Below are 21147 nucleotides of genomic sequence, written 5' to 3'. Positions count from 1 at the left end.
TCAAGGCTGCACCGCTTTGCTGCCGACGCAGGTCGCATCGGCCCAGTCGCGCCGTACCAGCGGAGTAGGGCGGAAAATCCTGGGAAATGCTCGCATGAAAACGCCGGGAAAGCTCGTTCTGCTTCCCCGGCGTTTCAGTTCTTGGGCAGACCTTATCCCTTGACGGTCAGGACGGGCCTGATGCGGGCGACCGGGGCGACCAGGCCGGTTGCCACCATCGGATCGACGACCTGATCGATCGGTCGGTAGGCGGCCGGTGCTTCCTCTTTCAGCCGACCCTGGAGCTCGGCGAGGATATCCGGCCGACCGCGCATAGCCGGGCTCGCGGTGTCGATCGGGCCGATGACGCGCAGTCCGCCAAGTGTCGTCTTCGCTCCGCGCGCCTCCTGGCGCGAGAGCCGCCGCCCGGCACCATGGGCGGAGGACTCCATGCCGTCAGTTGCCCCCAGCCCACGCAGCAACCAGGTGCCGTCGCCCATCGAGCCTGGCAGGATCACCGGTTCGCCCGTCCATTCGTAGGGCGAACCCTTGAGCGTGCCTGGGCCGCGCGCGGGGCAGGCGCCCTTGCGGTGGCGAACGGTACTGCCGGCCTGCCACACGGTGTTGTGCGGGGCGTCGTAAACCAGCCGGTGTGCCACCGTTCGACCGATGGTTCGCGTCAGCGCTTCCACCGCCGCCAGGCCAATCAGGAAGCGATTGACGAAGGCGGCATTGGCGGCATTGGCATGGCCGTTCATGTACCGCCGGTAGTGGTCGGCGTGGCCGGCCTCGGAAACGATGCGGTCGTCAAGCGCCGCCGCACTGTTTTGACGGGCCCGCTCCCTTGCCGCCGTCCCGATCCGCTGGCCGAAGTCGAGCGAGCCGGAATGCACGACGATGACCACGCTCTGCGGCTTCAGCCCAGCGATGCGGGCAAGACCGCCGTCGACGATGCGCTCGATCACGCCGAACTCGACGAAGTGATTGCCGCCGCCGATGGTGCCGAGGATGGCGTCATGCCGGTGCCGGTCATCGGGGGCCGCATAGTCGGCAAAGTCCCGGTCGATGGCATCCGAGCGGAAACAGCCATCGTCCGACGTGCGCGCGACATCTGCCCAGGCGGCTGCCAGATCGAGACGGGCGAGCAGGCCCTGCCGCTTGCCCGCCAGGCTTTCGAGCAGGCCCGGCACGCCGTCCCTGAGGGCTGCGTGACGATCCCAGCCGGTCAGGGCAATATCGCGTCCTCCCTGGAAGAACACGTGCCGCAGGTGTTTCTCCAGATCCGGTTCGAGATCGTCCTCGCGGATGTCGTCGAGCACGATCATGCGCATGCCGCAGCCGATATCGTTGCCGATCAGGTGCGGAATGACGGCATTCTCGATGTCGGCGACTAGTCCGACGGGAACCGGTTTTCCCGGGTGGAAGTCTGGGGTCGTGACGATGCGTCCGGCCACGGCACCATGGCTCGCCAGCGCTTCCGGGGACGGCAGGGCCGAGGCGAGGTCGCCGAGTGCGCGCGCACGTTGATGCTCAGGTTCGTCGATCGCGACGACGGACCTGATTGCATGCCCGGAAACGATATCGTTCCGGACGATGGGGTTATGTCGGGTGGACATTTTGATTTCTCCGTTGCCTTGGGTTCAGCAGCCGCGGCAATACGGATTGGCGCGCTCACTAGTTGAAAGCGGGCCGGTAGTCAATCGTGCTGCCGGCTCGGCGCCGGCAGCACATTCTTAGGACAGCAAAGCGATCGGCCGATCTAGAAATCCCAGTCTTCGTCTTCGGTCGCGACCGCCTTGCCGATGACATAGGAGGAGCCGGAGCCGGAGAAGAAGTCGTGGTTCTCGTCGGCGTTCGGCGACAGCGCCGAAAGGATCGCTGGATTGACCTTGCAGGCATCGGCCGGGAAAAGGGCTTCATAGCCGAGGTTCATCAGTGCCTTGTTGGCATTGTAGTGCAGGAATTTTTTCACATCCTCGGTGAGCCCGACGCTGTCGTAGAGCGACTCCGTGTACTTTGCCTCGTTGTCGTAGAGTTCGAGCAGCAGGTCGAAGGCGAAATCCTTGATTTCCTGCCGGCGCTCGTCGCTCAACCGCTCCAGCCCCTTCTGGAACTTGTAGCCGATGTAATAGCCGTGCACCGCTTCGTCGCGGATGATGAGGCGGATCATGTCGGCAGTATTGGTGAGCTTGGCGCGGCTCGACCAGTACATCGGCAGGTAGAAGCCGGAGTAGAACAGGAAGCTTTCGAGGAAGACGCTGGCGATCTTGCGTTTCAGCGGATCGGCGGTGCGATAGTGCTCGAGAATGAGCGCCGACTTCTTCTGAAGATGCTCGTTTTCTTCCGACCAGCGATAGGCATCATCGACATCGGGCGTCGAGCAAAGTGTCGAAAAGATCGAGGAATAGGAGCGGGCGTGCACCGCTTCCATGAACGAGATGTTGGAATAGACAGCTTCCTCGTGCGGCGTGATCGAATCCGCCATCAGGGTTGGCGCGCCGATACTCGTCTGGATGGTGTCGAGCAGGGTCAGGCCGGTGAAAACCCGGATCGTCAGTTGCTGCTCTTCCGGGCGAAGGGCTGCCCAGGACGGGATATCGTTTGAGAGCGGCACCTTTTCCGGCAGCCAAAAATTGCCGGTGAGCCGGTTCCAGACTTCGAGGTCCTTGTCGTCCTCGATACGGTTCCAGTTGATGGCGCGCAAGGCCTGCGGGCCCTTGGGCGCTTTGGTCTTCACTTGGATGTTCATCGTGTTCCCCAGGATATCAAAGAGCGCAGGAGACGCAGCCCTGCACTTCCGTGCCGGACAAGGCCATCTGACGAAGGCGGATGTAGTAGATCGTCTTGATGCCCTTCTTCCAGGCATGGATCTGCGCTCGGTTGATGTCGCGGGTCGTCGCCGTATCCTTAAAGAACAGGGTCAATGACAGGCCCTGGTCGACATGCTGGGTCGCGGCCGCATAGGTATCGATGATCTTTTCCGGGCCGATCTCGTAGGCGTCCTGGTAGTAGTCGAGATTGTCGTTGGTCATGAAGGCGGCTGGGTAGTAGACGCGGCCGATCTTGCCTTCCTTGCGGATCTCGATCTTCGAGACAATCGGGTGGATCGAGGACGTCGAGTGGTTGATGTAGGAGATCGAGCCGGTCGGCGGCACTGCCTGCAGATTCTGGTTATAGAGGCCCGACGTCATCACGGCCTTCTTGAGCGCCAGCCAGTCTGCCTGCGTCGGGATATCGATGCCTGCGGTTTCGAACAGCTCGCGCACCCGTTCCGTCGCCGGCGTCCATTCCTGCTCGGTGTATTTGTCGAAATACTCGCCCGAGGCGTATTTCGAGTTCTCGAAGCCCTTGAAGCTCGTTCCACGTTCGACAGCGATGCGGTTGGAGGCGCGGATGGCGTTGTAGGTCACCGTGTAGAAGTAGATGTTGGTGAAGTCGATGCCTTCATCCGAGCCGTAATAGACGCGTTCGCGGGCGAGATAGCCGTGCAGGTTCATCTGGCCGAGGCCGATTGCATGGCTGTCGTCGTTGCCTTTCTCGATGGAGGGAACCGAAGAGATGTGGCTCATGTCCGACACCGCCGTCAGCGCCCGGATCGAGGTCTCGATCGTCTTGCCGAAATCGGCGCTGTCCATCGCGGCGGCGATATTCAGCGAGCCGAGATTGCAGGAGATGTCCTTACCCATGTGCTTGTAGGACAGGTCGTCATTGTATTCGCTGGCTTCGCTGACCTGGAGGATTTCCGAGCACAGATTGCTCATGGTGATGCGGCCGGCGATCGGGTTGGCGCGGTTCACCGTGTCTTCGAACATGATGTAGGGGTAGCCGGATTCGAACTGGATTTCCGCCAGGACCTGGAAGAATTCGCGCGCCTTGATCTTCTTCTTGCGGATCCGGCTGTCGGCGACCATCTCCCGGTATTTTTCCGTGACCGAGATATCGGTGAAGGCCACGCCGTAGACGCGCTCCACGTCATAGGGCGAGAACAGGTACATGTCCTCGTTGTTCTTGGCGAGCTCGAAGGTGATGTCGGGCACGACGACGCCAAGCGACAGCGTCTTGATGCGGATCTTCTCGTCGGCGTTTTCGCGCTTTGTATCGAGGAAGCGCATGATGTCGGGATGGTGGGCGTTGAGGTAGACGGCGCCTGCGCCCTGGCGTGCGCCGAGCTGGTTGGCATAGGAGAACGAATCCTCCAAGAGCTTCATCACGGGAATGATGCCTGACGACTGGTTTTCGATCTGCTTGATCGGCGCGCCGGCCTCGCGGATGTTGGTGAGCGACAGGGCTACGCCGCCGCCACGTTTCGACAGCTGCAGCGCCGAGTTGATGCCGCGCGCGATGCTCTCCATATTGTCCTCGACCCTCAGCAGAAAGCAGGAGACGAGTTCTCCGCGCTGCTTCTTGCCGGCGTTGAGGAAAGTCGGGGTCGCCGGCTGGAAGCGGCCTGAAATGATCTCGTCGACCATGTCGCGCGCCAGCGCTTCGTCGCCGCGCGAAAGCGTCAGCGCCACCATGCAGACCCGGTCCTCGTAGCGCTCGAGGTAGCGCTTCCCGTCGAAGGTCTTCAGCGTGTAGCTGGTGTAGTATTTGAAGGCGCCGAGAAAGGTCGGGAAACGGAACTTCTTGTCATAGGCGTGGTCGAACAGGTCGCGCACGAAGTTGAACGAATACTGGTCGAGAACCTCCCGCTCGTAGTAGCCCTCGACCACGAGATAGTCGAGCTTTTCGCGCAGGTTATGGAAGAACACGGTGTTCTGGTTGACGTGCTGCAGGAAGTACTGCTTGGCCGCCAGCCGGTCCTTGTCGAGCTGTATCCGGCCGTCCTCGTCATAGAGGTTCAGCATCGCGTTCAGCGCGTGGTAATCGAGCGCCGCTTCCGTCGCCTTCAAAGGGCGTTCGAGTGTTGAGACGTCCAAAATCGTTCCATCCCGTTTTTGACATTGGCGACGTCCTCGTCGGTGCCCAGAAGCTCGAACCTGTAGAGATAGGGCACCTGGCACTTGGCCGAGATCACGTCGCCGGCGATCCCGTAGGTCGCGCCGAAATTGCTGTTGCCCGCGGCAATCACGCCGCGGATGTGGGAGCGGTTGTCCGCATCGTTCAGGAAGCGGATCACCTGTTTGGGCACAGCGCCGCGGCCATCGTCACCGCAATAGGTCGGCACGACGAGCACGTAGGGTTCCTTGATCTCAAGCGGCCCGTCGGCCGGGCTGACGGGAATGCGCCTGGCGCGCAGGCCGAGCTTGCCGACGAAGCGATGGGTGTTTTCCGAGCGGGTGGAAAAATAGACGATCAGGCCCATCGCCCGGCACCTCAGCTTTACGAGAGCGCGCTGATCTTGTCGGGGCGGAAGCCTGCCCAATGTTCTGGACCGGCGACGACGACCGGTAGCTGCATGTAGCCCAGACCCTTGACCGTCTGGAGCGCGTCCTCGTCGATCGAGATGTCGATCACCTCATAGTTGACGCCCTTGCGGTCGAGCGCGCGGTAGGTGGCAGTGCATTGGACGCAGGCGGGCTTGCTGTAGACGGTGACGTTCATTTCTTCCTCGTTGGGTCGGCTGGATCTGGACATGAAAAGGCATGCTGGTGCGCGAAAGCACTCCGGCGAAAGGGCAGGGCGGGCAAAATGACGGCTTGCTCTGATCGAAACGACCGAGCGCACGTCTTCGTCAGATGCGCGGGTTCCCGCGCCTCTTCATTGGCGAGTGATGGAAATTCGATGACGCGGACATGACTTCACCCCGAAGTTGAAGACGGCGCTTCCGGGGAGACGTCGAGACAATCAGGCAGAGTTCATCCTGCCTCAATTACACCTCTGACCTCTCCGGACACCCCGCCCGTGGACGTTTATCGATCGAGGCAGGTCTCCTGGCTCACGGGTCGGTGCTTCTGTCCGGACCTTCCCGAAGCCTCATGCTTCAGTGGCCGAATGCTGGACAGTCGCTCGCCGTTTACAGTTGCGGGGGCAGCCACGGCTTAGCCAAGCGAAATCGCCACGGCGCACCGTATTCCCATCTTCGCTCCCAATCCTTGCGAATCGGAAGAACCTCGAACACTAGATATAGTATATTGCCGGGAAGTTGCGTCAATAGGTTCGATGGCGCCTATGCCCGCCGGAGCGGACAATATTTTCCCGGGTGTGGATAACGGGGAGTAAATGCGTGGTTCCAGCAAGGCCTGTGGATGAAGAGCCGTCGTTGACGGCTCCCTTCGTCGTACGCGTCAGGCTGCGAAGGCCGGAACCGGTCGATGGTCGCGGTCGACCGCCACCATGATGAAGACGCCACGGGCGGTCAGCGTCCGTTTTGTGCCCAGAAGATCTTCCGACCAGAGTTCGACCTCGACCGTCGTCGAGCTCCGTCCGGTCCCAACAATCCTGGCGACAAGCTCTATGATCGAGCCAACGGTGATGCGGTGCTTGAAATCGATGCGCTGGCAGGAGGCAAGCACCGTCGTCTTGCGGCTCGCCCGTGTCGCCGCGACGAAAGCCGCCTTGGTCATCTGCGCCAGCGCGTCGCCGCCGAACATGGCGCCGAAGCTGTTGGCCTGATCGGGAAAGACGATATCGACCATGCACACGGCACCGTCTTTTGACTGCTCGGTCGCGGCGCTGTCGAGCGACGGCAACGACCAACCGGCGTCCTTGCCTTCGGGCATGGCCACCATCGTGAACTGGCCGCGGGTGCAGAGATCGCGGGTGCCGGCAATCAGGTCCTCGGCGACCATGTCGACTTCGATCACCATCGAGCGCCGTCCGACCCGGAGCGGACGGCCGGTAAAGCTGACGATATGGCCGATGCGGGCGGGCGCGCGGAAATCGACCCGGTCGCAAGAGGCGGTCACGAAGGGAACGCGGCCGTGGCGCGTGGCGACGATGAAGGCGATCCGATCCATCAGCGCGAGGCCCGCGCCGCCGAAGAGCGTACCATGATGGTTGGTATCGCCGGGAAAGACGATGTCGATCAGGGTGGCAGGCGCCGGGGTTTCCCCCGGCGCCATCTCGACATTGCTATCGCTCGTCATGCGTTTGCAGCCTCTCGCCGGCCGGAACCGAAGGATTGCCGCAGCGCCTGTGCCGCCTGCACCATGTTGACGAGTGCCGGGCGCACTTCCTCCCATCGCCTTGTTTTCAGGCCGCAGTCCGGGTTGACCCAGATTTGCGCCGGCGTCAGGCCGTCCGTCGCCTTCTCGATCAGATGGACCATCTCGTCGACCGAGGGAACGCGCGGCGAGTGGATGTCGTAGACGCCGGGGCCGATCTCGTTGGGATAGGCCTGATCGGTAAAGGCGCCGAGCAGTTCCATCTTCGAGCGCGAGGTTTCGATGGAGATGACATCGGCATCCATCGCCGCGATCGCCGCCATGATGTCGTTGAACTCCGAGTAGCACATGTGGGTGTGGATCTGGGTTTCGTCGCCGACGCCCGAGGCGCTGATGCGGAAGCACTCGACCGCCCAGTCGAGATAGGCGTTTCGATCGGCTTGCCTGAGCGGCAGCCCCTCGCGCAGTGCCGGTTCGTCGATCTGGATCACGGCGATACCGGCAGTCTCCAGGTCGGTGACTTCGTCGCGCAGCGCCAGCGCGATCTGCCGGCATACGATCGACCGGGGCAGGTCGTCGCGCACGAACGACCATTGCAGCATCGTCACCGGGCCGGTGAGCATGCCCTTCATCGGCTTGCCCGTCAGCGACTGTGCATAGGTTGCCCAGTCGACCGTCATCGGGTTCGGCCGCGAGACGTCGCCGAAAATGATCGGCGGGCGCACATAGCGCGAGCCGTAGCTCTGCACCCAGCCGCTCTGGGTGAAGGCGTAGCCGGAAAGCTGTTCGCCGAAATACTGCACCATGTCGTTGCGCTCGAACTCGCCGTGCACCAGCACCTCGATGCCGATCTCCTCCTGCCAGCGCACGGCCTTCTCCGTCTCCTGGCGCAGATAGGCGAGATAGTCGACATAGCTGAGCTCGCCCTTGGCATGCAGTGAACGCGCCTGGCGCACCTCCGGCGTTTGCGGGAAGGAGCCGATGGTCGTGGTCGGGAAGAGCGGCAGGGCCAGCCTGTCTTCCTGCAGCCGACGGCGCGTCGCAAAGCCCGATTGGCGGCGGCTGTCGGCTGCCGTCAGGTTCTTCAGGCGTCCGGCGACCAGCGGATCGTGCACCTTGAGCGAGGTGAGCCGCGCTTCGGCGGCGGCGATCGATCTTGCAAAGACCTGTTCGGGATTGGCAAGGCCGGGCTCGAAGGCGCGGGCAAGCAGGCTGAGTTCGTCCAGTTTCTGCAGGGCGAAGGCAAGCCAGGATGCGAGCTCCGGATCGAGCGCCCGTTCGAGATCGAGGTCGATTGGCACATGCAGCAGCGAGCACGACGGAGCAAGCTCGATGCGGTCGCGGCCATGCGCCTCGATCAGCGGCTGCAGCCGGCGGTAGAGGCCGGCAAGGTCCGTTCGCCACAGATTGCGGCCATCGACGACCCCAAGCGACAGCACGAGCTGCGCCGGTGCCGTCTGAAGCAGGACTTCCAATTGCTGCGGCGCCCGCACGAGGTCGAGATGCAGCCCGGCGATCGGCAGCGAAAGGGCTTTCGGCAGGTTGTCGCCGATCGCGCCAAAATAGGTCGCGAGCATGATCTTCAGCTGTGGAATTTCAGAAGCAAACGTCCTGTAGGTGAGCGCCAGCGCCCGGCGTTCCCGCTCGTCGAGATCGAGCACCAGGCAGGGCTCGTCGATCTGCACCCATTCGACGCCGGCGTTTGCCAGCTCCGTCAGAAGCTGCGCATAAGCAGGCAACAACCGCTCGATCAGATCGATCGTATCGAATGCGCCTGCGTGCGCTTTGCCGAGTTTCAGAAACGTGACGGGACCGAGGAGAACAGGGCGGGTGACATGCCCAAGCGCCTTGGCTTCAAGGAAGGCCTCAAGCGGCGCGTTGCGCGTCAACTCGAAGCGCTGGTCATCCGAAAACTCCGGAACCATGTAGTGGTAGTTCGTGTCGAACCACTTGGTCATCTCCTGCGCCGGGTTGCCGCCGTCGGGTCCACTATGGGTGCAGCCGGAAGCGCAGGTGGATGCCGTCGAGCCGCGCGCCATGGCGAAGTAGGTGTCGAGATCGACCGGGCCGCCCTTCCAGCCATAGGCCGGCGGCACCGCGCCCACGAGCACGGATGTGTCGAGAACCTGATCGTAGAGCGAGAAGTCGTTGGATGGGATGATCTGGATTCCGCGCGCCTTTTGAGCGGCCCAGTTTTCTGCCCGCAGCCTGGCGGCGACATCGAGCAGGTCCTGTCTTTCGATCTTGCCGGCCCAGTAGCGCTCCAGTGCGAACTTCAGTTCACGATGGCTGCCAATACGTGGAAAGCCGAGATTGGCTGTCTTGATGGTCATTTCCTTACCCCGAAGGTTGTGGGCAAGGCTTTGAACGCGACGCATCCACGACCGAGGCGGGCTCGATCGTCAAGGCGGCACATCGGACACCCCGCCCGTGGACGTTATCGATCGCGGCAGGTCTCCTGGCTTGCGGGTCAATACGAACCGTCCCGTCTTCCCGAGGCGTCTCCTCAGTGACATCATTGGACGGCCGCTCGCCGCTTACAGTTGCGGGGGCAGCTCCGGCATGAGCGCCTTGCGGCGCCGCACCGAATTCCCTCTTAGCTCCGGCCCGCCGTGAGACGAGCCGCAGAACCACGATTGTGTGACAATGCCCCGCAAAGGCGGGCAGGTCAATCGCATAAAGAAATGTTTATGTCTTTATTTTTACTCCTCGACGGACAGGGTAATCCTTTGGCGACAGGTCGCGGTACGGCGTCATGAGGCGCTGTCTGCACAGAGACGCTAGCGTTCTGTGTTACCTGCAGCGAGGGGGCGTCGCCGGGATTGGGATCCGCGACCCACTGCCATGGGACGGCGATGTCGCCGGCGCGTGCCCGGATTCCGTCATTGTCTCGCGTCAGGCCGATGTCCCTCAGCTGGAATTCGCTGAATGTGTCGACTGTTGTCGTGGTGTCGGCGGCTCTCTTGGCCAAGGTCCAGACATGGTGGATGATCGATCGCAGTGCACTGAGCATTGCTAACCCCTTCAGTTCTGCGGTGATGTGTTCGCGAGAAAATTGAGGATTTTCATGGTTTCGCGCAAAGCGGTTTCTCGCATGCTGCCATAAAGAATGCTTATCTCAACGCATGAGCAAGATTCCCCCCATGAGCGCGGTGCGCGCCTTCGAAGCGGCTGCCCGGCACCTGAGTTTCACCCGCGCCGCGCAGGAGCTGGGCATGACGCAGGCGGCCGTCAGCTATCAAATCCGGCTGCTGGAGGACCGCACCGGCACGGCTCTTTTTGTCCGCCTGCCACGGGAAGTGCGGCTGACGGCTGCCGGACGACAGCTCGCGCCGAAAGTGACGGAAGCCATCGATCTCCTGGGCACGGCCTTTTCCGAGATTGCCGACAAGACCGAACATCACCTGCACATCTCCGTGCTCCCGACGGTGGTCTCGAGTTGGCTCGGCTCAAGGCTCGCCTCGTTCCAGGCGGCCCATCCGAACATCAGCATTCGCGTGCACATGTCGACCGAGCTGATCGACTTCAAGCGCGATGCGATCGATCTGGTGGTGCGCAGCGGTAACGGCGAATGGCCGGGCCATGACGTGTTTCCGCTTTTCCCGATCGAATACCTGCCGGTCTGCACGCCGGCCTTCCTGGAAAAACATCAGCTCAAGCATCCCGCCGACGTCCTCAAGGTGAGGCGGTTCGGCAACGCCAGCTGGTGGCGGCGCTGGATGGTCGAAACCGGCGTGGAGCCGCCGGCCAGCAACGGCACCGAGCTGATCTTCGACGTCCAGGCAATGGACGTGGCGACGACATTGCTCGACCACGGCATTGCCATGGCCGTCTCGACCTTTCTGATCGAGGAGCTTCGCAGCGGAAAACTCATCCGGCCGTTCAACCATGTGGTCCGGGACGGCCGCGCCTATTGGCTGGTCTATCCTCAAAGCCACCGGCGTCAGAAGAAAATCCAGGCGTTCCGCGAGTGGATCATCGCCGAAGCGGCTGCTTCGAACGCGCAGCTGGCGGCGGCGATGGGGGAGTGACGGCGGCGACAGCGGCAAAATACACACAGCCATGAATTATTATTCATGGCATGAATTATATTGACATGAGCCTTGGTCATCGTTTTAATCGCGACAGTCGGAAGTCGAGGAGGAGTTCCGGCAAACTCACACATCAGCGGTCATTTCTGACGGCACGATTGGTTTTTGGGAGGGGCTTCGGCCTCGAGGAGGACGCTTGCGCACTTTTTTGAGCACGACCGCACTGGCGGTCATTGCAACGACGTTTCTGGCTGGCCCCGCCAGCGCGGAGACGGCCAACCCGTTTCGCTGCGAACCCGGCGAAAAATACGTCATGAACGTCATGGTATCGGGCGTCGAATACTGGTTCCCGGTCTATGAAATGTTCAAGCAGGCCGGCCAGCAGTTCGGCTGCGAGACCGAATATACCGGCACGCCGGAATATGACGTCAACAAGCAGATCGCCACCTTCGATCAGGCGTTGGCGCAGAACCCGGCCGGCATTCTCGTTCATCCGATGAACTCGGATCCGTTCATCGAGCCGATCAACCGCGCCATCGATCAGGGCACGGCGGTCGTCACGTTTGCGGCAGACTCTCCGCTCTCCAAGCGCATCTCGTTCATCACCTCGGACAACAACCGCGAAGGCGTCTATGCCGCCGATGCGATTGCCGAGAAGATGGGTGGCAAGGGCGAATATGCCGTTCTGGAAAATCCCGGCCAGGACAACCACGACAAGCGCATCACGGCTTTCGTCGGCCGCATGGCTGAAAAATGGCCCGACATGAAACTCGTCGGCCGTGCAGCTTCCAACCAGGACCCGAACAAGGCCTACCAGGGTCTGATGAGCCTGATCCAGGCCAATCCGAACCTCGGTGCTGTGTTCATGCCGGAAGCCAACTCCGCGATCGGTGCGGCACAGGCGAGCAAGGAAAGCGGCGGCAAGGTTCTCGTCATGTGCGCGGACGTCAACGCCAACATCCTCGACATGATCAAGGCCGGCGAAGTCTTCGGCTCGATCAATCCGAACCAGGGCATGCAGGGTTACATGGGCTTCATGCTGCTGTGGCTTGCCAAGCACCCTGAACTCATCGACCCGATGAACGATGCCAAGCGTTCCGGCTTCAACCCGATGAGCATTCCCTTCGTCGATAACGGTCTCTCTATCGTCACCGCCGCCAATGCGGACGACTTCTACTGGGACAAGTACCTGAAGCGCCGCGGCACCAAGGGCATTGACGAGTAGGGGACTTTTGACATGGCTATCCGGATGTCCGGATAGCCGGTCGAAGCATCGAGAGTGGAGAAGGCGATGATATCGCAGCCGGTCCTTCAGGTCCGCAATGTCACCAAGCACTTCGGGGCTGTGAAGGCGCTGACCAATGTGGATTTCAACCTGGAAAAGGGCGAGATCCATGCGCTTTGCGGCGAGAACGGCGCCGGCAAATCCACCCTCATGAACATCATCGCCGGCGTGCTGCAGCCGAACGAGGGCGAAATCCTCGTCGATGGCACGCCGACGAAGATCGCTTCGCCGGCCGCGGCCCAGTCGCTCGGCATCGGCCTCGTCCACCAGGAGATCGCGCTCTGCCCGGATGCGACGGTGGCGGAAAACATGTTCATGGCCGCGACCAACCGGCGGCGCTCGCCGCTGATGAACTATGCGTCGCTTGCCCGCGATGCGCAGGCCGTTATGAACCGGCTGGCGCCGATCGACGTGCGCCGCAAGGTCGCCGACCTCTCTATTTCCAGCCAGCAGTTGGTCGAGATCGCCAAGGCGCTGACCCTCGATTGCCGGGTGCTGATCCTCGACGAGCCGACGGCGGCGCTGACGGAGGCGGAAGCCCAGGCGCTTTTCGGCATCATCCGCGACCTGAAGGCCGCGGGCATTTCCATCATCTATATCAGCCATCGCATGGCAGAGATCTTCAGCCTGTGCGACCGCGTCACCGTCTTCCGCGACGGCCGCCACGTCTCGACCGAGCGTATTGCCGACGTGACGCCCGATGATGTCGTCCGCCGGATGGTCGGTCGCGAGATCACCCAGCTCTATCCGCCGAAACAGGCTCAGGGCGAACAGTCCGACGAGGTCATCCTGTCGGTCCGCGGCCTTGGCGACGGCGAACGCATCGATGGTGTTGGCTTCGAGTTGCGCAAGGGCGAAATCCTCGGGATCGGCGGGCTGATCGGGTCCGGCCGCACCGAGATCGCAGAAGCCATCTGTGGCCTGCGCCGGAAGGTGCGCGGCGACGTGCTGCTGCACGGCAAGAAACAGACGATCGGCAACTACAGAAACGCCGTCGATGCCGGCATTGTCTACCTCTCGGAGGATCGCAAGGGCTCCGGCGTGTTCGTCGACATGTCGATCGCCCAGAACATTTCGGTGCTTGACCTGAAGACGCTGACCGGGCCGCTAGGCCTGATGAACGCGAAGGCGGAAGCGGATCTCGCCCGCGATTTCACCCGGCGTCTCGGCGTGCGCATGGGCGGTATCGCCATGCCGGTGTCGTCGCTCTCGGGCGGCAACCAGCAGAAGGTGGCCATCGCCAAACAACTCGCGGTGAGGCCCAAGGTCATTCTGATGGACGAACCGACACGCGGTATCGACGTTGGCGCCAAATCGGAAATTCACCGCCTACTGCGCGATCTCGCGCGGTCGGGCATCGGTATCGTCGTCATCTCGTCGGAACTGCCCGAACTTCTGGGACTATGCGACCGGGTTCTGGTCGTGCGCGAAGGCGGCATTGCCGGCGAACTCGGCGAGGCCGAGATGACGGAAGAGGCGGTGATCCGCCTTGCATCCGGGGTCGGGCCGCATGGCGAACCACAAAAGATCAAGGCGGCCGAGCATGTTGCCTGAGACAAGCAGAGTGAATGGGGAGGCGGAAATGGCAGTCGATACGGTGGTTGCAACGCAGGTGCAGGTTCCGGCCTGGCGACGGATCGGCACGATGCGCGAGGCAGGGCTGATCGCCATCATCCTCGCGCTCGGCGTCATCATGAGCTTCGCCTCGCCGCACTTCCTCACCTTCGGCAACATGCGCGCGATGCTGATGAGCTTCTCGGTCGAGGGCATCGTCGTCGTCGGCATGACGATCCTCTTGATCGTCGGCGGCATCGATCTCGCTGTCGGCTCAGTCGTCTGCTTCGCCATGGTGCTGGCCGGTTCGCTGTTCCTCGCCGGCGTCGATCCCTGGACGGCCTCGCTCTTCGGCATCCTGGCAAGCAGCCTCATCGGCGCGATCATGGGCTTCTTCGTCACCGTGGTCGGGCTCAACCATTTCATCACCTCGCTTGCGGCCATGGTGATCGTGCGCGGGCTTTGCCTCGTCATCACCAAGGGCACGCCGCTATCGCTCTTCACCCTGCCGGCATCGTTCAAGGCGGTTGGCCAGGGCACGTTCAATGGCATTCCCTACGTCATCCTGATCTTCGTCGCGGTCGTCGTCCTGTTCGACTTCCTGCTGCGCCGGGCAACGGCTTTTCGCAAGGTGTTCTACACCGGCAGCAACGAGAAGGCGGCGCTCTATTCCGGCATCAAGACCAAGCAGGTGAAGTTCTGGGTGACGGTGCTCTGCTCCACGCTCGCAGGTGTTGCCGGCGTCATCTACATGTCGCGCTTTGGCGCAGCCACGCCCACCTTCGGCGTCGGCATGGAACTCAACATTATTGCCGCTGCCGTCATCGGCGGGGCTTCGCTCAACGGCGGATCGGGTACGATCTTCGGCGCCATTCTCGGCATGGCTCTGTTGTCCGTCGTCACCAGTTCGCTGATCTTACTCGACGTCTCGGTCTATTGGCAGGATATGATCAAGGGCTGCATCCTGCTGGCTGCCGTGTCGATCGATCATTTCCTGCATAAGCGGAAGGCCATCTGACCATGCCGATCGCCAATTCCAATCAGAACATCATCTCCAACGCCCGCGAGGAACTCGTCGTCGCCCGGCAGATGCACCAGGCGCTGGTGCTGCACTTCCTCGAAGGTCTGACCCAGTCGCAGATTGCCGACCGGCTCGGCATTTCCCAGCCGACGGTCAATCGTCTGATCAAACGCGGGCGCCAGCTCGGCCTCGTCGAAATCAAGATCAAGTCTCCGATCGAACCGCTGGTCGACATGGAAGAGCAATTGCTGGCGCTCGGCGGCATCAGCCGCGCCGTCGTCGTCCCGACCGTGTCGGATAACCAGCAGACGGCGCTACAGGCGGTGGGCGAGGCGGCGGCCCGCCTGCTGATGGAGGAGATCGCCGACGGCGATACCGTCTGCATCACCGGCGGCAAGGGTGTCAGCGCCGTCGTGGCCGGCCTGCATCCGTCACGGCGCCTCGATATCGAGGTGATCCCGGCGACGGGCTGTGTGCAGGGCAAGCACTATACCGACGTCAACCACGTCTCGACGCTGATGGCCGACAGGCTCGGCGGCAGGTCCTATCAGATCCATGCGCCGCTCTTTGCCGACAGTGCGGCGGAGCGCGCCATGCTGATCAACATGCGCTCGGTAGCGGATGTGTTCAAACGTGCCCGCGAAGCCAAGGTCGCAATCGTCGGCATCGGCTCGATCCTTTCCGACGATTCGAGCTACTACGATCTGCACCCGTCTTCGAGCACCGATCGTGACGCGATCAAGCGCTCCGGTGCAAGCTGCGAGCTGCTCGCGCACCTGCTCGACGACCAGGGCCGGGTCTGCGACTACAGCCTCAACCGTTCGCTGGTTTCGCTCACCCTCGACGAGTTCGCATCGATCCCGACCAAGATCGGGGTGGCGAGCGGACCGAACAAGGCCGGGCCGATCCTCAGCGTCCTGCGCGGCAGGCATCTCGATACACTCGTGACCGACGAGGCGACCGGCGAGCGCATCCTTGCCATGGCAAGCGAAAAAGGACTTTCGGCATGAGCAGTGAACAGTTGACGCGCGAGATCGGCCGCTCCGGTGTCAAGGCATCCGCCGTCGGGCTCGGCACCTGGGCGATCGGTGGCTGGATGTGGGGCGGAACGGATGAGGCCGAATCGATCGCCGCCATCCAGGCCTCGCTCGATGCCGGCGTGACCTTGATCGATACGGCGCCTGCCTATGGCCTCGGACGCTCGGAAGAAATTGTTGGCAAGGCGCTTGCCGGTCGCCGCGACAAGGCGGTGATCGCCACCAAATGCGGCCTCGTCTGGCATACGACGAAGGGCCGGCATTTCTTCGACCAGGACGGCAAGCCGGTCCATCGTTATCTCGGCCGCGACGCCATTGTCCACGAGGTCGAGGAGAGCCTGAAGCGCCTCGGGACCGACTACATCGATCTCTACATCACCCATTGGCAGGATCCGACGACGCCGATCGAGGAAACGGTGCGGGCGCTGGAAGACCTGAAGAATGCCGGCAAGATCCGCGCGATCGGCGCCAGCAACGTCGACCGGTCCGAACTCGAGGCCTATATTGCCACGGGCCGTCTCGATGCGATCCAGGAGCGCTTCAGCATGATCGATCGCGAGATCGAGGCTGAGCTTCTGCCGCTGACGACGAAAAACGGCGTCGCGACGCTCAGCTATTCCTCGCTCGCCCTGGGTCTCTTGTCTGGTACCGTCGGTCCTGACCGGGTGTTTTCGGGCGACGACCAGCGCCGCGACAACCCGCGCTTCTCCGTCGGCAACCGCGAGAAGGCGACGGCCTTTGCCGAAGCGATCCGTCCGATTGCGGAAAAGCATGGCGCCAGCATCGCGCAGACAGTCATTGCCTGGACGCTCGCCCAGCCCGGCGTCACCTTTGCGCTTTGCGGTGCACGCAACCCGGCGCAGGCGCTCGACAATGCCCGTGCCGGCACGATCCGGCTCGATGGCCCAAATCTCGCGGCGATCGACGAAGCGATAGCGGCGAAGCTCGCCCACATGGATAGGTAACGGACCGCCATCATGAACCGAGAAGAGATCTTTGACGGGCTCAGCCAGAGCCCGAAGGTGGACGTCTGCGTGCTGGGCGGCGGCATCAACGGCCTCAGCGTCTTTCGCGAGCTGGCGCTGCAGGGCGTCAATGTCGTGCTCGTCGAGAAACACGATTTCTGTTCCGGCGCCAGCGCGGCATTGTCGCGCATGGTTCATGGTGGCCTGCGCTACCTCGAAAATGGCGAATTCAGCCTGGTGCGGGAATCGCTGGTCGAGCGCGACCGGCTCCTGCGCAACGCGCCGCACTATGTCGGCCCACTGCCGACGACCGTTCCCGTCTTCGATGTCTTCTCGGGCATCGCCAATGGCGCCGTGCGGTTCCTCGGTCTTTCCCGCCGGCCAAGCCGCCGCGGCGCTGTCGTCATCAAGGCGGGGCTCGCCATCTACGATTTCCTGACGCGCAAGCGCGCCTTGATGCCCCGCCACGAGTTTCGCGGGCGGCGCTCGACGCTTGGCCGATGGCCGGCGCTCAATCCGGCGATCAAGAATTCCGCGACCTATTACGACGCCTGGGTCAGCCAGCCCGAGCGCCTCGGCATCGAACTGCTCGAGGATGGGCTGTCGGCCGGCTCCCAGGCGCGTGCCCTCAACTATGCCGAACTCAGGCTGACCGCCCCGGGACGCTACGTGATCAAGGACACAATCGGAGGAACGGAGACTTCGATTGAGCCGACACTGATCGTCAACGCGACCGGCGGCTGGATCGACATCGCCAATCAGAGCCTGTTCTCCGAGCCCGCGCGACCCGCGCCGTTGATGGGCGGAACCAAGGGGTCACACCTGATCATCGACAACGACGATCTGACCCGCGCGCTCGATGGCCACATGATCTATTACGAGAATGAGGACGGGCGCATCTGCATCCTGTTTCCCTATCTCGGCAAGGTGCTGGTCGGCTCCACCGACATCCGCGTCGATGATCCGGAAACGGTTCGCTGCGAGACTGCGGAAAGGGACTACATCCTGCAGTCGCTCGCCTTCGTCCTGCCAACGATCAAGGTCAGAACCGAAGAGATCGTCTTCCAGTTCTCAGGTGTCCGGCCGCTGCCGGCAAGCAAGGACAGCTTTACCGGCCGCATTCCGCGCGATCACTATTGCACCTTCGTCGAGACCGCCGATGCCGGTCCGCCGGTGCTGTGCATGATCGGCGGCAAATGGACCACTTTCCGCTCCTTCGGCGAGCTGGCGGCTGATCTTGTGCTGGAACGGCTGGCGCAGCCTCGCCGCGTGGCTACCGCCGACCGGGCGATAGGCGGCGGTCGGGATTTTCCGGCCGATCGCGAGGCCTGGATTGTCCGGGTCGCAGCGGCGACAGGGCTTTCATCGACACGCATCGGAACGCTGTTCGAACGCTATGGCACGGACGCCGAGCGCATCGCAGCCTTCATTGTGGCGGCACCTGACGCACCGCTTCCGCATGCTGATTATTCGGCGCGCGAAATCCAGCTTTTGATCCGTAGCGAAAAGGTCGAGCACCTCGACGACCTCCTGCTTCGCCGCACGACGCTGGCAATCACTGGCGAACTCTCGCTCGACATGACGGACGCCGTGCTCGCTATTCTGGCCGCCGAAAAACGCTGGCCAGTGGCTCGCCAAGCGCAGGAGCGCGCCCGTTTTCTCACCCTTCTCCACGAACGCCACGGCGTAGACGAAGACACGCTTTCCGTACGGAACGAACAAAGGAGTGCATTATGCGAAACAACCGCAAGGTCCGGATGAACCGTCTTTTTGGCGCAGGACGCTGCCTGGACGTGGCCATCGACCATGGCGTCTGCAACGAACCGTCTTTCCTTGACGGCCTTGAGAACATGGAGACTGTGGTGAAGGCCCTGGTCGAGGCCAGGCCCGATGCGATCCAGATGAATTACGGTCAGGCCGATCTGCTGCAGGACCTTCCAGGCAAGGACAAGCCTGCTTTGGTCATGCGCATCGACATGGGCAATCCCTACAACCGTATTCGCCACCGCGACATGTGGGCGGTGCTGCAGAACGAGGCCGAGCCGCTGATCGGCGCACTGGAGATGGATGCCGCCTGCGTGGTCGTCAACCTGTTCATGCTGCCGGACGAGCCGGATCTCTTCCGCCAGTGCGTCGCCAACATTTCCCGCGTGCGCGCCGATTGCGAAAAATACGGCATGCCGCTGATGATCGAGCCACTGGTCATGCAGCCGGTCACCGAGCGCGGCGGCTACATGGTCGATGGCGATGCGGAAAAGATCGTCACGTTGACACGGCTTGCCCGCGAAATGGGCGCCGATATCGTCAAGGCCGACCCGACGACCAATCCGGAAGATTTCCACCGTGTGGTGGAGGCGGCGCGCTGCCCGGTTCTGGTGCGCGGCGGCGGCAAGGAAGACTTGCGTGCCGTATTCGACAAGTCTGCGGCCTTGATGCGGCAGGGTGCCGTCGGCATGGTCTACGGGCGCAATATCTACCAGCATGCAAACCCGAGCGCCGTCGTCCGAGGATTGATGGCCATCGTGCACGACGACGCCGATGGCGAGGCCGCTTTTGCACTGTATCAGAAGGGCTGAGATCAGCTCAGTTTGGTACAAGGATGACGATGCGAACCTTGGGAGGGGTTCTTCAATGGCAGACTATCTTTTGGGACTCGACGCCGGAAACACTGTCATCAAGGCGGTGATCTTCGACCTCGAGGGCAATGAGATCGCGGCGGCTGCGCAGGAGGGGCACAGCCGGGTTCCGCGGCCCGGGCATGTCGAGCGGGGGCTCGAAGAGCTGTGGACCCATGCCCGGGCAGTCATCCGCCAATGTGTCGAGCGGGCCGGGATCCGCGCCGACGAGATCGTCGCGATCGGTTGTGCAGGGCACGGTAACGGGCTTTATGCGCTCGATCAGGGCGGAGAGCCGCTTCTCGGCATCCAGTCGCTCGACACCCGTGCGGCCGGGCTCGTGGACGAATGGAAGGCGCAAGGCGTCGGCGACCGGACCTATGCCATCGGCCGGCAGCGCCCATGGCCGTCGCAGACGCCGACGCTGCTCGCCTGGCTCAAGCGCTACCAGCCGGAAACCTTCGCCAGCATCGGCACGGTGTTTCTGTGCAAGGACTTCATCGTCAACCGCCTGACCGGCAAGCGGGTCAGCGACGTCTCTGACATGACCGGCTGCGGCCTCTTGAACGTTGTCAACCGGCGCTACGATCGCGACCTGATGGCCGCCTTCGACCTCGGCGAGGCAACCGGTCTTTTGCCGGATCTCGCCGAAAGTGCCGATGTCGTCGGCACGGTGACGCCGGAGGCGGCAGCACAGACGGGCCTTGCGGCGGGCACGCCGGTGGTCGGCGGTCTCTTCGATGTCATCGCTTCTGCCATCGGCTCGGGCGTGACGCGCACGGGCGCTGCCTCCATCATTGCCGGGACCTGGAGCATCAACCAGGTGATCATCGATGGTCCTGATCTTTCCGGTCCGGTCTTCATGTCGTCCACCTTCGACCGCGGCCGATACATGGCCATCGAATCGAGCGCGACGTCTGCCGCCAACCTCGAGTGGCTGGTGCGCGAGTTCTTCGCCGATCACGGCATCGAAGACGGCCGCTCGCCCTACGATGTCTGCTGCGCGTTTGCAGCCGAGATCGAGCCTGCCGCCAACGACCCCATCTACCATCCGTTCCTTTATGGCGCGCAGCAGGACGGCAATGCGCGCGCCGGGTTCTACGGCGTCGCCGGCTGGCACACGAAGGGGCATCTCGTACGTGCGGTTCTTGAAGGTGTCGCATTTGGTCATCGCCAGCACATCGCCACCATGCGTACGGCAGGCGCAACCTTCGACGAGGCGGTGCTTTCGGGTGGCGGATCGCGCAGCCTCATCTGGCCGCAGATCTTTGCCGACGTGCTTGGGGTTCCGGTGTCGGTTGCCCGTTCGCGCGAAACCGGTGCGCTGGGGGCAGCGATTGCTGCTGGCACCGGGGCGGGTATCTTTGCCGATTTCTCGGAAGGTGCGGCAGCCATGGTGAAGACGGAGCGTCACTATCGGCCGAACGCGGCCATGGCGCGCCATTACACCCGACGTTACGAGCTTTATCGGGATATTGCCGACGCAATGGCGCCGATTTGGCGTCGGCTTTCGAATGCCGACGTCGAGGTTTCGGAAGCTGCGGCTTAGGCGCGGCGGGACGGGTCGACAACCTTGCCGTCAACTGAGCGGAAGGCCGAAAAGTGAAGGCGAGG

Annotated in this window: 16 protein-coding genes and 2 riboswitches; of the genes, 9 read left to right on the top strand and 7 right to left on the bottom strand. The window is 62.6% G+C overall.

Features of this window, described 5'->3' with window-relative positions:
- Positions 1-152: 152 nt before the first annotated feature.
- The 7 genes from HT585_RS15275 to metE all read right to left on the bottom strand — a co-directional run bounded on the left by HT585_RS15275 (position 153) and on the right by metE (position 9358).
- Positions 153-1595, bottom strand: a complete 1443-nt coding sequence (locus tag HT585_RS15275) for an RtcB family protein (protein WP_176353733.1) — start codon at positions 1593-1595, stop codon at positions 153-155.
- A 143-nt stretch (positions 1596-1738) separates the two neighbouring features.
- The gene (nrdF, locus tag HT585_RS15270; protein ID WP_176353732.1) at positions 1739-2728 is read right to left on the bottom strand and encodes a class 1b ribonucleoside-diphosphate reductase subunit beta; all 990 of its coding nucleotides are present in this window, start codon (positions 2726-2728) and stop codon (positions 1739-1741) included.
- Positions 2729-2744: 16 nt separating this feature from the next.
- Positions 2745-4898 carry a class 1b ribonucleoside-diphosphate reductase subunit alpha gene (nrdE, locus tag HT585_RS15265; protein WP_281410683.1) on the bottom strand — a complete coding sequence of 718 codons (2154 nt, stop codon included), beginning with the start codon at positions 4896-4898 and terminating at the stop codon, positions 2745-2747.
- Positions 4868-5284, bottom strand: coding sequence for a class Ib ribonucleoside-diphosphate reductase assembly flavoprotein NrdI (gene nrdI, locus HT585_RS15260; protein WP_176353731.1), 417 nt, complete (start codon positions 5282-5284; stop codon positions 4868-4870). Before nrdI ends, nrdE begins: the two co-directional genes overlap by 31 nt.
- Before the next feature lie 17 nt (positions 5285-5301).
- Entirely contained in the window at positions 5302-5523 is a 222-nt protein-coding gene (gene nrdH / locus HT585_RS15255; protein WP_077501226.1) for a glutaredoxin-like protein NrdH, read from the bottom strand.
- A gap of 302 nt (positions 5524-5825) precedes the next feature.
- Positions 5826-6050, bottom strand: a riboswitch (cobalamin riboswitch).
- Positions 6051-6206: 156 nt separating this feature from the next.
- Positions 6207-7007 (bottom strand): acyl-CoA thioesterase, encoded by an 801-nt coding sequence (locus HT585_RS15250; protein WP_176353730.1) that lies wholly within the window; start codon positions 7005-7007, stop codon positions 6207-6209.
- Positions 7004-9358, bottom strand: coding sequence for a 5-methyltetrahydropteroyltriglutamate--homocysteine S-methyltransferase (gene metE / locus HT585_RS15245; RefSeq protein WP_176353729.1), 2355 nt, complete (start codon positions 9356-9358; stop codon positions 7004-7006). The genes HT585_RS15250 and metE overlap by 4 nt, the downstream gene beginning before the upstream one ends.
- Before the next feature lie 98 nt (positions 9359-9456).
- Positions 9457-9675: riboswitch (cobalamin riboswitch) on the bottom strand.
- Positions 9676-10168: 493 nt separating this feature from the next.
- On the opposite strand from metE, the gene HT585_RS15240 reads away from it, so the two are divergent.
- The 9 genes from HT585_RS15240 to HT585_RS15200 all read left to right on the top strand — a co-directional run bounded on the left by HT585_RS15240 (position 10169) and on the right by HT585_RS15200 (position 21082).
- A complete protein-coding gene (locus tag HT585_RS15240) occupies positions 10169-11056 on the top strand; it encodes a LysR substrate-binding domain-containing protein (RefSeq protein WP_176353728.1) in 888 nt (295 codons plus the stop codon).
- 196 nt (positions 11057-11252) lie between these two features.
- Positions 11253-12281 carry a substrate-binding domain-containing protein gene (locus tag HT585_RS15235; RefSeq protein WP_173421688.1) on the top strand — a complete coding sequence of 343 codons (1029 nt, stop codon included), beginning with the start codon at positions 11253-11255 and terminating at the stop codon, positions 12279-12281.
- A gap of 66 nt (positions 12282-12347) precedes the next feature.
- Positions 12348-13895, top strand: a complete 1548-nt coding sequence (locus HT585_RS15230) for a sugar ABC transporter ATP-binding protein (protein ID WP_176353727.1) — start codon at positions 12348-12350, stop codon at positions 13893-13895.
- A gap of 28 nt (positions 13896-13923) precedes the next feature.
- On the top strand, positions 13924-14913 hold the full coding sequence (locus tag HT585_RS15225; protein ID WP_176353726.1) for an ABC transporter permease: 990 nt from the start codon (positions 13924-13926) through the stop codon (positions 14911-14913).
- Between the two features lie 2 nt (positions 14914-14915).
- A complete protein-coding gene (locus HT585_RS15220; RefSeq protein WP_176353725.1) occupies positions 14916-15926 on the top strand; it encodes a sugar-binding transcriptional regulator in 1011 nt (336 codons plus the stop codon).
- A complete protein-coding gene (locus HT585_RS15215) occupies positions 15923-16918 on the top strand; it encodes an aldo/keto reductase (protein WP_176353724.1) in 996 nt (331 codons plus the stop codon). The genes HT585_RS15220 and HT585_RS15215 overlap by 4 nt, the downstream gene beginning before the upstream one ends.
- A gap of 12 nt (positions 16919-16930) precedes the next feature.
- Positions 16931-18679, top strand: coding sequence for a glycerol-3-phosphate dehydrogenase/oxidase (locus tag HT585_RS15210; protein WP_176353723.1), 1749 nt, complete (start codon positions 16931-16933; stop codon positions 18677-18679).
- A complete protein-coding gene (locus HT585_RS15205; protein ID WP_176353722.1) occupies positions 18652-19494 on the top strand; it encodes a class I fructose-bisphosphate aldolase in 843 nt (280 codons plus the stop codon). The genes HT585_RS15210 and HT585_RS15205 overlap by 28 nt, the downstream gene beginning before the upstream one ends.
- A gap of 55 nt (positions 19495-19549) precedes the next feature.
- Complete coding sequence (locus HT585_RS15200) at positions 19550-21082, top strand: FGGY-family carbohydrate kinase (RefSeq protein WP_176353721.1); 1533 nt, start codon at positions 19550-19552, stop codon at positions 21080-21082.
- Positions 21083-21147: the final 65 nt, after the last annotated feature.

The organism is Ensifer oleiphilus, assembly GCF_013371465.1.
Lineage (GTDB): Bacteria > Pseudomonadota > Alphaproteobacteria > Rhizobiales > Rhizobiaceae > Ensifer > Ensifer oleiphilus.
The sequence above is the reverse complement of the archived record's forward strand: the minus strand, read 5'-3'. Positions and strand labels throughout refer to the sequence as shown.

Bases quoted from the DNA above. Each gene is read 5' to 3' on its own strand.
- HT585_RS15225 (WP_176353726.1), top strand. From the start codon at position 13,924: ATGGCAGTCGATACGGTGGTTGCAACGCAGGTGCAGGTTCCGGCCTGG.
- HT585_RS15210 (WP_176353723.1), top strand. From the start codon at position 16,931: ATGAACCGAGAAGAGATCTTTGACGGGCTCAGCCAGAGCCCGAAGGTG.
- HT585_RS15200 (WP_176353721.1), top strand. From the start codon at position 19,550: ATGGCAGACTATCTTTTGGGACTCGACGCCGGAAACACTGTCATCAAG.
- metE (WP_176353729.1), bottom strand. From the start codon at position 9,358: ATGACCATCAAGACAGCCAATCTCGGCTTTCCACGTATTGGCAGCCAT.
- HT585_RS15220 (WP_176353725.1), top strand. From the start codon at position 14,916: ATGCCGATCGCCAATTCCAATCAGAACATCATCTCCAACGCCCGCGAG.
- HT585_RS15240 (WP_176353728.1), top strand. From the start codon at position 10,169: ATGAGCGCGGTGCGCGCCTTCGAAGCGGCTGCCCGGCACCTGAGTTTC.
- nrdH (WP_077501226.1), bottom strand. From the start codon at position 5,523: ATGAACGTCACCGTCTACAGCAAGCCCGCCTGCGTCCAATGCACTGCC.
- HT585_RS15205 (WP_176353722.1), top strand. From the start codon at position 18,652: ATGCGAAACAACCGCAAGGTCCGGATGAACCGTCTTTTTGGCGCAGGA.
- HT585_RS15275 (WP_176353733.1), bottom strand. From the start codon at position 1,595: ATGTCCACCCGACATAACCCCATCGTCCGGAACGATATCGTTTCCGGG.
- HT585_RS15215 (WP_176353724.1), top strand. From the start codon at position 15,923: ATGAGCAGTGAACAGTTGACGCGCGAGATCGGCCGCTCCGGTGTCAAG.
- HT585_RS15250 (WP_176353730.1), bottom strand. From the start codon at position 7,007: ATGACGAGCGATAGCAATGTCGAGATGGCGCCGGGGGAAACCCCGGCG.
- HT585_RS15230 (WP_176353727.1), top strand. From the start codon at position 12,348: ATGATATCGCAGCCGGTCCTTCAGGTCCGCAATGTCACCAAGCACTTC.
- nrdI (WP_176353731.1), bottom strand. From the start codon at position 5,284: ATGGGCCTGATCGTCTATTTTTCCACCCGCTCGGAAAACACCCATCGC.
- nrdF (WP_176353732.1), bottom strand. From the start codon at position 2,728: ATGAACATCCAAGTGAAGACCAAAGCGCCCAAGGGCCCGCAGGCCTTG.